Source organism: Exiguobacterium sp. s140, from assembly GCF_018617035.1.
Classification (GTDB): Bacteria; Bacillota; Bacilli; order Exiguobacteriales; family Exiguobacteriaceae; genus Exiguobacterium; species Exiguobacterium profundum.
This window is the reverse complement of sequence record NZ_JACSJK010000003.1, coordinates 365,229-377,108: the sequence shown is the minus strand read 5'-3', so window position 1 is coordinate 377,108 and position 11,880 is coordinate 365,229. Positions and strand designations below refer to the sequence as shown.

General features: G+C 41.3%; 14 protein-coding genes. 7 read left to right on the top strand and 7 right to left on the bottom strand.

Annotated features, from left to right (window positions below):
- Positions 1–549 (bottom strand): tyrosine-type recombinase/integrase (locus KNO61_RS13045; protein ID WP_214873525.1); only part of this gene is annotated, 549 nt, incomplete at its 3' end.
- A gap of 151 nt (positions 550–700) precedes the next feature.
- Here KNO61_RS13045 and KNO61_RS13040 point away from each other — a divergent pair.
- The 5 genes from KNO61_RS13040 to KNO61_RS13020 all read left to right on the top strand — a co-directional run bounded on the left by KNO61_RS13040 (position 701) and on the right by KNO61_RS13020 (position 5,047).
- Positions 701–1,087 (top strand): hypothetical protein, encoded by a 387-nt coding sequence (locus tag KNO61_RS13040; protein ID WP_214688103.1) that lies wholly within the window; start codon positions 701–703, stop codon positions 1,085–1,087.
- A 139-nt stretch (positions 1,088–1,226) separates the two neighbouring features.
- A complete protein-coding gene (locus KNO61_RS13035) occupies positions 1,227–2,069 on the top strand; it encodes a hypothetical protein (RefSeq protein ID WP_214688105.1) in 843 nt (280 codons plus the stop codon).
- Positions 2,070–2,156: 87 nt separating this feature from the next.
- Complete coding sequence (locus KNO61_RS13030) at positions 2,157–3,038, top strand: LbetaH domain-containing protein (RefSeq protein WP_214873522.1); 882 nt, start codon at positions 2,157–2,159, stop codon at positions 3,036–3,038.
- A gap of 167 nt (positions 3,039–3,205) precedes the next feature.
- Positions 3,206–4,111, top strand: coding sequence for an LbetaH domain-containing protein (locus KNO61_RS13025; protein ID WP_483297743.1), 906 nt, complete (start codon positions 3,206–3,208; stop codon positions 4,109–4,111).
- A 117-nt stretch (positions 4,112–4,228) separates the two neighbouring features.
- Positions 4,229–5,047, top strand: a complete 819-nt coding sequence (locus KNO61_RS13020) for an LbetaH domain-containing protein (RefSeq protein WP_214873517.1) — start codon at positions 4,229–4,231, stop codon at positions 5,045–5,047.
- Positions 5,048–5,077: 30 nt separating this feature from the next.
- On the opposite strand, the gene KNO61_RS13015 is transcribed toward KNO61_RS13020, so the two are convergent.
- Together KNO61_RS13015 and KNO61_RS13010 are read right to left on the bottom strand one after the other, a co-directional pair.
- Positions 5,078–6,067 (bottom strand): ketoacyl-ACP synthase III, encoded by a 990-nt coding sequence (locus tag KNO61_RS13015; RefSeq protein ID WP_214873515.1) that lies wholly within the window; start codon positions 6,065–6,067, stop codon positions 5,078–5,080.
- A gap of 158 nt (positions 6,068–6,225) precedes the next feature.
- Positions 6,226–6,621 (bottom strand): hypothetical protein, encoded by a 396-nt coding sequence (locus KNO61_RS13010; RefSeq protein WP_214688114.1) that lies wholly within the window; start codon positions 6,619–6,621, stop codon positions 6,226–6,228.
- A gap of 251 nt (positions 6,622–6,872) precedes the next feature.
- Between KNO61_RS13010 and KNO61_RS13005 the strand changes: the two genes are divergently transcribed.
- Entirely contained in the window at positions 6,873–8,081 is a 1,209-nt protein-coding gene (locus tag KNO61_RS13005) for a hypothetical protein (protein WP_214873513.1), read from the top strand.
- A 64-nt stretch (positions 8,082–8,145) separates the two neighbouring features.
- On the opposite strand, the gene KNO61_RS13000 is transcribed toward KNO61_RS13005, so the two are convergent.
- Genes KNO61_RS13000 through KNO61_RS12985 form a run of 4 tightly spaced genes read right to left on the bottom strand, consistent with a single transcriptional unit; the run spans position 8,146 to position 10,223 of the window.
- Positions 8,146–8,976, bottom strand: a complete 831-nt coding sequence (locus KNO61_RS13000; protein WP_214688116.1) for a hypothetical protein — start codon at positions 8,974–8,976, stop codon at positions 8,146–8,148.
- A gap of 57 nt (positions 8,977–9,033) precedes the next feature.
- The gene (locus tag KNO61_RS12995) at positions 9,034–9,297 is read right to left on the bottom strand and encodes a hypothetical protein (protein WP_214873511.1); all 264 of its coding nucleotides are present in this window, start codon (positions 9,295–9,297) and stop codon (positions 9,034–9,036) included.
- Positions 9,298–9,780: a hypothetical protein gene (locus tag KNO61_RS12990; protein ID WP_214873509.1), complete on the bottom strand. Its 483-nt coding sequence runs from the start codon at positions 9,778–9,780 to the stop codon at positions 9,298–9,300.
- Positions 9,781–9,836: 56 nt separating this feature from the next.
- Positions 9,837–10,223 (bottom strand): hypothetical protein, encoded by a 387-nt coding sequence (locus tag KNO61_RS12985; RefSeq protein ID WP_214873507.1) that lies wholly within the window; start codon positions 10,221–10,223, stop codon positions 9,837–9,839.
- A gap of 338 nt (positions 10,224–10,561) precedes the next feature.
- Here KNO61_RS12985 and KNO61_RS12980 point away from each other — a divergent pair, with 338 nt between their 5' ends.
- Positions 10,562–11,779 (top strand): hypothetical protein, encoded by a 1,218-nt coding sequence (locus tag KNO61_RS12980; RefSeq protein WP_214873505.1) that lies wholly within the window; start codon positions 10,562–10,564, stop codon positions 11,777–11,779.
- The last annotated feature ends 101 nt before the right edge of the window (positions 11,780–11,880 follow it).

Below are 11,880 nucleotides of genomic sequence, written 5' to 3'. Positions count from 1 at the left end.
ATTCTCCATACCGAGCGCCTCTCCTGCCTCTTTCATGATTCGATAGGCTTGGACACGGCTGATAGGTTCTTTCGTCTTTTTGGACGGGAAGAGATAGTCTGTATCTTCCTTGTCAGCCGTATATTCCTCGATGATGTTGCGAAGCATCGCATTCAGTCGGAAACGTTTTGTCTTTCCGGTCTTTTCTTCACGGATGGTCAGGTATTCTCGGTCTCTGACATGGCGCACCTGCAGTTTCAACAAATCTCCGATACGAACACCTACATTGATGCCCATGACAAACAAGAAGTAGTCCCTCTTCGAGCGGCGCTCAAAGTAAGAGCGAATGTCCTCTAACCCTTCACGAGAACGAATCGGCTGTACTTTCTGTTGGTTCCCGACACGAATGAGTGATTGGAAGTCACTTCCGTCCCGAATCGGCAAGTCACCCTTTTTCCGTTTTTCGTTAAGTAGTTTTACTTTTTGTTTGACGACCGGTTTTCCGAATCGTTCTACTAATTTTTCAAATTCAGATTCCGTCACATTCACATGTTCTGCCAATCGTTTCATGTCATCCCTCCTGATGAAACAATCTCTGTATTTTGATACATAACTTCATTATACACACGCCAACCTCGCTTGCACATTCTTACGGAAGATATTGTAAGGATTCATGAGAGTCTGTAGAATAAAGCTATGAAATGATTAGGAGTGTTATCTGATGTACAGAAAGTATTTGATTACGGACAAAAAGAGCCAAATCCAAAAGGAATTTCAGTTTCTTGCAGATACATTGAAAAAGACTGCACCAGAACATATCGCTTTTTTCGCAGAACGAGCAGAGAAAATGGAGAATCATCGGATTTATCGCTTCCCTAACGGATATGGCGCATCGGTGGTCAAGGGATTCTTCAGCTTTGATAAATTGGAGATTGCCGAGATTCAATTCGTCTCGGAAGCCCCTCCCCGAAGAATTCCCAAGAAGAAACGTAGACGTAAGAAATGGGAAAAGAAATACCTTTGCTATAAAGTGACGGACAATCTCTTTCGAGTTGAAACCGAAGAAGAACTAAAACAAGTACTTCATTCTATTGAAAGCCGCTCTTGAGCGGTTTTTTTTATGTTTTCATCTATTTGCATATTCGCTCACATCTCCACATAACATGGAATATCAAGAACAATGCAGTTGTGTATCAAAACGGATATCCGTGTTCTGTACACTATTTATTTCAAGGGAGTGGTTGCGTATGGCGAAACAACGAAAGTATGAGTTCACAAATGAGACGGCTTACATTTCAAGGTACACAGTATTGAAGCGTATCCGGGCACTCATCGACATTCCGAGACATAATGTCAAAGCCGGAGACCTCGGTGGATGGATTCAAAAAGTGTCCAACCTCCCCCACAACAATGAGGCGTGGGTAGCTGAAGATGCGAAAGTATATGGTGATGCGGTCATCGAAGACGAGTCGCTTATCTCTGGAAAAGCTGACGTCAGTGGGAAGAGTCATGTGTTCGGCGAAAGTCGCATCCTTGAAAATGCAAAACTCAAGGAAAATGTGACGGTTATTAATTCACAAGTACAAGGCGTGTGTCTTATAAAAGGGTATGCCACCGTAAAAAAGAGCAAAATCTATGGTACTACTTGCATCAAAGACAACGTTTTTGTCGATGATTCTCATGTCGATATGTTTTTAAGTGATATTTCAAACCAAGCTCATATCGTTGGTACCTCAATATTCGGTTCGGAACTTTCATTTAAAGACAATGTTCGAATTGTCAATTCTACAATAGGACTACCTTTAAGTGAAATGACTTCAAAATGTACTTTTTTGGGTAAATGCGAGCTCAATGAAACTCATATCGATGGAGCAAACGACATTCAGATTGATGGACACGCTCTCTTGGTAAATGGCGTGCAAATTAACGGGAACAAGGTTCGTGTAGATGGATACACGAAAATCGTAGGGAACATTTCATTGTGCTCAAACACCATTATTTCTGATATGGTTCATATTGAGAAAAAGAATGGGACACATCATAAAATTACAAATGTCGAGTATGTTGGGGATACTTGTGTGATGTTATAGAGACCATCACCTTTTGTGGTGGTCTTCCTCTTATACATGTCCCCTTCTCAACCATGAATTAGCTACTATGAATAAGGAGTATCGGAAATGGAAAATAAAAATACAAAATTCGAACTACTGGCGGATACCATGACCTTATTTGAGATTGATGGTCTTGAACGGAAAATGTATCGTATCTGCGCCTTGCGTGCCATACCTGAAAACGATGTGCTCGAAGGAGAAATCGGGGGATGGGTCGAACATGAAAGCAATCTGTCGAAACATCAAGGTTCTTGGATTAGAGGAGAGGCAAAAGTGTGCGGCAATAGTATGGTGCGAGAGGATGCGATTGTCATGGACAACGCACAAGTATTCGGCAATTCCTACATCATGGGGAATTGTCGGGTATCTGGTAACGCTGAAGTGATTGACTCTACCATAGGAGGGACATCGTCACTTTTTGAGAACACATCGCTTGAAGATTCGGAACTAAGCGGGAATATCTTGATGTATGGTGAGAGTACCGTAACCAGGTCTCGCATTGTCGGAAAAAACGTTTCGATTAAAGAGCGGGCATCAATCGAAGGCTCACAACTGTTTATTGAGGACTTCATTGTTTCTGATTATGCCACCATTGAACATACCAATGTCGGAAAAATCAGTGAAAAAGCAAAAAAAATCACCGTTTTAGATTTCGCAAAAATGCGTTTCGTCTCAGGTGAAGAAAGACCACTTTCAAGTGTTGTCATTTCTGGTCGAGCGATATTGGAGAATCTAGTCCTTGAGGGCGAGAACATCATAATCACCGGACAGGCTTCTATATCTGGACTCTTGAGACTCTACTCGTCTCAAATCACAGATTTTGTATCTATTCAATTGAAGAGCAAGACGCTCCTCTTGAAGGCATCCTATCTTTCAGGAGACATCGAAATCGATGATACAAATGTATCAATCATCGAAGAGAACATTAAAGTCAGCAAGATGTTTTGAGGAATTAATCAAGGGAGCCCTCGGGCTTCTTTTTTTACAGTCCACACGTGTGGACTCTATCGATTGCCTTATAATGAGTACATCCCTTGCTTATCATAAAGAATAACTAAAATACTGTTGTGTGAGAAACACGATTACTTAAACAAGGAGTGTCATACGTGGAGAAAATGACAAACGATAAATTCGAGTTGGTTCTTAAATCCAAAAAGAAATTCTACATCGGTGGTGAAGAACGGACGATGTATCGCATCCGTGCACTGAAAGACATCCCTAAACAAGGAGTGAAAAAAGGCGACCTCGGAGGTTGGGTGGAACACGAAAGAAACTTATCACCAAAAGCGACGTCGTGGATTTTTCTCGAAGCCAAGGTCTGTGGCTACAGTGTTGTCCAAAATGGTGCCTCTGTCACCCATCAGGCAAAGGTCTATGGTGCGTCAATCATCAGCGACCGTTGTCGAGTCTCTCACAATGCCATCATTGATGACAGTACGTTGCGTGATGATGTATTGGTTTTAGACGATTCGATGGTTACACGGTCAATGCTCGATGGAAAAATATCAATCTTATATGATTCAAAGGTAGATGCTTCTTCGATTTTTGGACATGACGTCACATTACAGGGAAAAACACAGATTTCTAGCAGTAGATTGTTCGTTTCATCCTTCACGGCAGAAGGAAATTCTGTCATTTCAAAAACGTCTATTGGGAGCAAGGAGGTTGAAGCTAAAAACATTCTCATCAAAGGAAATGCGAGACTGATAGATGTAACAGAAGCCGATAGAAAGATTGCCAGTCTCTCGATTGGCGATGAGTCAATATTGAAGAACCTTCGACTCTCTGCCGCAAATGTCCATATCGGTGGGTATGCCTTCTTAAGTGGAAGCGTGAATCTGCAGGCATCGACCATTGAGGAATTCGTATACGTTTCGACGAAAGATAAGACCTTTGACCTGAAATTCGCTCAATTGAACGGTGATATTCAAGTGTCTGACGAGAATGCAGAAAAGATTGCTCTTGGATTAGAACAAGCTCATGCGAACATGACAAGCGAATGGAAGAAACAATATCCTTAAAGACCCGCTCGATTCATGGGGTCTTTTTTCATGAATGGCACCGTTACTGCTTATGATAAAAAATAAAGACAATACAGTTGTGTACGAAACACGAACATATAAAAAGGAGTGTCATTCATGCCAAATGAAAAATATGAATTAGCATACGAAACAATGACCATGTTTGAAATCGACAACGTGGAACGCAAAATGTATCGCATTCGTGCATTGCGTGATATCCCTGAGCACGGTGTCAAAAAGGGAGATTTCGGAGGTTGGGTCGAGGATGAGAGTACGTTGTCTATGACCTCTTCAGCCTGGATTTTTGATGATGCAAAAGTTTGCGAAAATAGTTATGTGATAGACAATGCAACCGTCAGACATTATGCGAAGGTGTATGGTCTCTCTGCAATCTGTGGGAATAGTAAAATTGAACACGACTCCAGTGTTTTTGATTCACATGTGCAAGGCACAGTGACAATGAGAGGGAAATGCATCGTCAATAACTCCATCGTTCAAGGTGGTGACATCACTATGACAGGATTTATCGAAATTGAGAATAGCACGATATTTGGCGACAATGTTGTCATTGCCGGTGGACCCGTTATTAAGAATTCGCAAATGTTCATCTTTGATGGTTCCATCAAAGATGTTGTAAGAATCGAATCATGTACGATTGGTGCAAGAAAAAATGAGGTTGAGAATCTTTCGGTCTTAGAAAATGCAAGACTTGAAACACTATCCCTTCATGCAGAAAAAGTCACTATAGGAGGATATGCACTCCTCTCTGGCAAAATGAATTTGAAGGCATGCAGTATTAATGACTTCGTATCAATCTCAACCTCTACGGACGAACTTAATCTCAGCCATACACAATTGAATGGAGACATGCGTATCGATGATGACAATGCAGACCACATCGAACAAATGTATAGAATTCCTCTTCGGCATTCATAAAGAAGAAAAAAGAAGCCTTTCGGCTTCTTTTTAGTATCGGAAAAGCATTGCGATGAATTGGTGCCCTGCCCCGACAGTCCAGAACAAGACCAAGTCCCCCCGTTGAATCTTTCCGCTCTTCACACCTTCATAGAATGCGATGAACGGACTAGATGTGCCTGTATACCCGTATCTATCTCCTACATACAGGATTTTGTTCATGTCGATTTGGAACCGCTCCTGTAGACGTGTCGAGTCGCTATAGGCAAATTGTGAAAGACAGAAAGCATTGATGTCTTGAATCTTCAGATGGTTACGTGATAACAAATCCTCTATCATTCTGTCGGTAATCGGTGCGCCGAAGGAGGTGTCGAACGGCAGGAATCGCAGAAACTTCCCTTCTCCTCGTCCTGACAATACACCGCTCATCCCTTCAATCGGATATAGAATTTTGTCTGTATTTGCTGAATATGTATGATATTCGGCATCGATGAATCCTGTATTCTCGGTAGTCTTCTCTAAAATGACGGCACAAGCGGCGTCTGCCAGTGTCGCATATGATATTTCCTCTTTAGGGTTCGAAAGGATAGAGAGTTGTTCCGAACCAATGACAAGCGCTCGCTTCATTTGAGGATTTGCTCGCATGTACATCGAAACCTGCTCGACGGCAATGGTCATCCCTGCACAGCTTGCATTGACATCCATGACACGGGTATTGCTTTTTCCTTTGAACGCCTCATGAATCATCATGGCATTGGATGGAATTGAATATTCCGGCGCCTGTGTCGAGAATAGTATCATGTCGATATCCTTCATCGTAAGTTCCGAGCTTTCAAAAGCCTTTTCGACAGCCTTAATCGCCATCGTCAAGCCCGTTTCTTCAGGGTCTTTGATGATATGGCGCTTCTTTTTACCCATATGGTTCAAGAATCCTTCGACATCTTTGCCTTGCTTCTTGAAATGCTCAATATAATACGCATTGTCTACGGTATTTTGTGGATGATAGATTTCAATCTTACGGATTTTAACGTGATGGAACATCCGTCTCCCCCTCTATTCAAACTGGTCTCAGTATATGATTACAACACGTATCAGCTTATCATGTATTTACTTTTGTCCCTATACTCATTTTTTTGAGTATAAAACATGAAAAAGAGAACGATTTCTCGTCCTCTTTTCATGTACATCATGATTGTTTCTCATCTGATAATATGACGTTCAATTTTTTTCTCTAATTCTTCAGGGAGGATATATGTCACATCGGAAATCTCAGCAATCCCTGAGAAGCGGATAACTTTCAATACTTGTTGTCGAATCTCTTCGTTCAAAATGATAAAGCAAATCTCTTTAAAGTTCGATTTTCGATACAAGGCGAACGATACTTGTAGTTTCGGTAGCATTTCTCGGTCTATGACGTCCATACCTTGAGAGTCTAGAATCAACAGGTAATCATTTGTATCTAACGGATACACCGACTTTAAATAGTCAGAATGAAACTCTGCCGCCTTCGCTTCGTCAAACGTTCCTCTCACCTTAATCGTCACCAAACGCCTATAGGTATCCACATCAATCGTATACCATCCGATTTCGTTCATATACAATCCTCACTTTTGCAATTTTTCTTTCGTCTTAGCAGTATGTCTACATGTGATAGATATATCGGCTATTAATGAATATCTTTTATTTTAGATTCCCGAATGTTTCAGTTCAATTTGGGATGTGCTTGACTGATTACGGAAATGTCGTCACATTTCCATGGAATATTATAAGCGTTTTGCATAGGATAGGATATACTTAAAATTTTGAGTATCTACGGATACCGTTTATTTCAAAGGAGATGTTCATCATGAGCACACCACGTTTTGTATTTGACGAAGGATTTTCACCTACACAGTTAGGGAAAAAGGCACACTCATACCGCAGACCCCGGGGCGTCTCAGGGTCATTAAACAACATCACAGTCGCCTCGTATGTTCTAGGGGATATGGAAGTCGAACTATCGATGTATTTAGGAAGCAAAGATGAGAATCGGCATGAGTATGTACGCTTTCTTGAAAGTGGGAAAGTTGTAGGTCAAAGTCATCACACCAACTTCTTGGAAACAGCCACGTCACCAAACCATTTGATGGTTAGTCTTCGCAATGAAGCACGTCAATCCATGGTATTGCGCAAATATGACGAACATGTCTTAGAACGAATCTCATTGATTTTCCCATTCAAGGGGAAGGTCTTACGTAAAAAAATTCAGGATGAAGGGATTCATTTGTTGAAAGTCCTGATGCATGGTTACGTAAAAGACCATCCGAACAATTATTTAGAAATTAAGTCCGAGTTCTTCAATTCGAGATTAGAGTTCGTGATTCAAGCTCGTTCAGAGTTATTTCTGAAAGATAGTGAGCGTCTTGCTTTGCAATCTGATTTAGAAGTGATTGAAGAGGACTTGATGATTAAGGTTTCAAGGTGGTCTTTAGAGGAACGGTTAAAAAAAGGGGCAGATGAGAATGAACTGACATATTTGGTCAATCAAAAATACCTCACCGCTCACGCCACGAGACTGAAAACATCGTATCGTAATGAAGAGATTTTCGAAATCACGTCAAAAGGATTGTCATTGGGAGTCGAGGTCTCAACGATTTCCTCTGAAGAAAGGTTTGCGCTTTACGCAAAAGAAATGGGCAAAAACAAGGTGAAGGTGCAGGATATCAGCCACACGAGTTGCGAATTGGATAAACTACTCAAACTTGTGATGCGGATGTTCAGCGGAACCTTCGATGACCCATTGGAGAAACTATTTGTTCATCATATTATATTGCGGGATGAATCGGATTCTCTCGATGAATGGGTGTCAGAGAAATTCATGCGAACATTGAATGCGCTAGGAGATTCAAAAGATTTTTACGTTTTTGCTGAAAAAGGAATTCCCGTCTTTAAAAATTTAGCCAGGCACTATCTCTGGTTTTTCTCGACGGAGTACCCAAAGGAACAACAATCGTTAGAATTGATTGATAAGGTGTTGAAAGAATGTACAGTAAAAGCCAACAAAGAAGAGGTGTAACCCTCTTCTTTTTTCTATGAAATAAAAAAGAGCCATGATAGGCTCTTAGAATCAGATAAAGAAATCACAGCTCCGAAAATAGGGCTGTCACCCATTCAGGAAACAATCCTACTTCCTGTTCTTTATACGAATATCGCTGATTGTTTACTTTTAACCGGTATTGCCATTCACCGCTCTCCTTTTGGTGAATCGTTAAAAGCTCATCCTCGTTATGAAACGTATAGACTTGTTCGACTTTATTAAAACGATTTGTTTTTTGCTCATCGCCCGAATAGAAAGGATGTTTTGTCATTACATCATGCTGTCTCTGTTTCTGAGCGGAAGTCTCCTTTTCAAGCTGAGAAACCAGGATGTCTCTTGTCTTAAAGTACTCATCCACTTGACCATGCAAGAACGGCGGGATGGATTTCGTAAAATTCATCCACGCTTCACATGTCCCCTTTTTAGGAATCCAATAGTGACAGCGTTCACCGAAGGACGGTTCTTCTCCAGTGACGATGAAGTCTCGATATAACTTTAAGATATAGCGGGTCTTGTCCGCCGAGCAAGGAGAACCTTCATGCTTCACGATAAGTACATCAAGTTGGTGTTCAATCATCGCATAGTTTGTCATCAATAGTTGCAAGGCATGAATCTGTTCGGGTGTATAAGCCACCCCCTTTGCTTCTTGCTCCACATTGAGGAGGTTATACGATAACAAATCTTGTAATTGTTCCAAATCAAACGTTACCAATAATCCAAAATGTTCGGGGTCGAGTAACGTTTCCCCGTATTCTTCGATATATTTTGCACATGCCGGAGAGTGTTTTTTCTCTGCTTCACGACCGAATGCATCACCCAATGCACCAATCACCTGAACCAACTGCTCAGGTGTCACCTTCTTCTTATCTGTCATCTTACCTATCCCCTTTCGATTCATCGTTGTTTGTGGTTCAAATCCACACCATATTTCTTAATCTTCAAATTCGTCCTGACAGGCTTTCGAGATTGCATTTCCTACTTGTTCCTCGACATATGCGAGCATCTTTGCCAATTCTCGAATAGTATACTCTCGTTTCTCAGTCAATCTAATCCTCCGTTTGAAGACCGAGACCACGTGATTGACCATCAAATCGTTTGCCTCTTCATATGTGACCAATTGATTGGCATCATAAGGGAGTTGTAACAGGTATTTTTGAACTATCGTGTCATTGGTGTCTGCTTTTCTCTCATTCATTCAGTTCAACTCCAATTCAACCGATGGATTTGTCATTCCAACAACATTCGGTTCCTCGTATTTCTTCCCGAAAAATTCTTCGTATTCTCCGATAAGACGATTCCTCTCCGCAACATACAGCTCGTCCGTCATCCCAGTCCAATGATTCTCTAGTGATTGAACTAGAACATTTAGATTCTCTAGATAATGCGCCTCATGGTTCTCCTGAAGAACTTGGAATGCTTCGACCTCAAGCCAATCTTCATATTCATCCCATTCAAATCCGGATGTTCCACCTTCCCCGTGATAGCTGAAGAACACCATCAATAACACGTCCTTTTGATTCGATGGGGTCAATTGTTCGACAATATCCTCATCTTCCATCTCTATAGCTCTTCCATGCTGAATATTCAAGTACGTGAAGGCGACCTTCTCGCCATCTAACTCGTATAGTTTCCCTTTTCCCTCACTGTTTACAGAAATCAAAGCGTAACCTGAAATCATCATCTATCCCTCCTAAAACATTCTCTGACAAAAAAATGAGAGGAAGAAACCTCCTCTCATAACATGTAAATCACAAAATCGTTGCCGTTTGCCAAAAGTTCATCGACAGCGTCCTTGTCCTGTTCGAATTTCGACACATGGACATCGGAAACCGGTTCAATCCCCCAAAAATCAAAGATTTGATTCAGCCCCTCAAGGCGTGTCTTTGCACTTCCTGTGTAAAGCGTTGATTCTGAAAGGAAATCCTCGAATGGCTTAGATGCATCAAAATCACCCTTGTTGAAGCGACTCATATATTGATTGCTCCGGAATTGGTCATCGTCCTCACCGACAGGCAAAACGGAACCAAAGCCGACTTCACCCTCGCCCAAATTGAGCACCACATTCAACTCTTCACCGTCTGCGATTTCGTCCAATAGTACACGTTCCTTCATTTGATTCATGAACATTCTCCTTTTTTAAATGAAATTGACATTTGATGAGCTTCTCATGTTGAGAACACCAATGTTTTGTTGATAGTTCATCTTATTCACTTTCAAACAGGATTAGTACCTCTCTCGACTAAAAGTTGATTCTGATATTATTAGGTTTACATAATATATTATTGTAAACCAATCAAAGTGACACGCCTTGTCAAATATTCTATATATATGACATGTATAAATTCTTGTTATCGCCGATGCCTATGTTTGAGTCATATCGTGACACCAAATAGCATAAGATGGGACATATTGAATCAATGGCGTACACTTGTACAATTTATTTAAAGGGAGAGATTGATATGGAACCATATCCATTTACATTTCAAGTGGGAAATCACTTTACGAAAGGGAAATACGGCAAGACAGGGAATGACTGTCGAACCAACGAAACCAACTATGCTGTCTACGGCGGAATGCTTGGAATGCTTAGTCATCCCGAGCTTGGCGGTATGACTCTTCATCTCAATTATTCTTGGGGTGAATTGATACGCCATCAGGGATTCCTGGAGTATAAAACTAACGGCGGGAAGCGACTTCAATCATCTTCCAAAGAAGTCATTCCCTACGGAAAATCTGAACTGTTCGTCCGGATGACGAAACAATTGCGTGTGTTCAAGGCATACGAAGGTTTGGGCAATCACGAATACCACTCGTTTGAAATCATGTCTGCCACCGTTCCGTATATCACGAAGAAGATGTTGACGAATGTGGCTTCCTATATCGAGCGGAAAATACAGCGACAGCTTAACATCTACTTTGAAGACGAGGTCATGTGTGAGGTCACCTCGGATAATGTAGGAATCGTGAATCAACTCATCCTACACGTATACGAGGAACGGCTTGAACATGCCGAGAATGTTAAGAATGTCAGAGAGGTATTCATGTCCCTAAAGCAAGAATTTAAAGAGATGTTGATTAGAGAAGAACAAGAAGAACGTCGAAATAAAGGGACAAATTTAGATTTTTCATTTTCGATACTTCCATTTCCCGTTCTAGAAGAACGAAATAGACTATCCCGGATGTCCACTGAAGAGTGGGATGGTAAAGAGTTTCTCAGCATCACACACGAAGGGTACACGATTGGTATCGAGTTTCAAAAACCAAGACGTGTGGATGCCTATGGGAGCAGGGAATATCGCTTCAATGTGTTCACGATGCGCTTTGGCAAACGTAAGAAGTCATTTGCATCTGTAGAGAAGAACATCACGGTAGACTTCGACACTCTTATCCGAGAATTGGCGCCTTACTGCAGAGAATTGTTAGGTATCGACCTATTTGGCGATGTGCTGAGAGGTTCATATCAACCGGACAATGAAGTTAAAATCCTAAATGAGTTGTTCACGAATTATGGAGACAGCGTTGAATTTCACTATAAGACTGAAGAGACAGACACCTCGATTGAATCGATGTTGTTTGCGACAATAGCAAACCCTTTAATGGATGACCAGAGCCGAACCACACTCGGTTCCTCCCTGAAGGTTATGGTACGACAAGCTTTACAACTGCCCCCTTTCTGAATGAGGGGCTTTTTTCTTTCATTGAGAGCATCATTAAGAATCAATTGCTAGATATGATTCAGAAGACATTAAACAAGCCCCCTTTTCATTAAGGAGGCTTT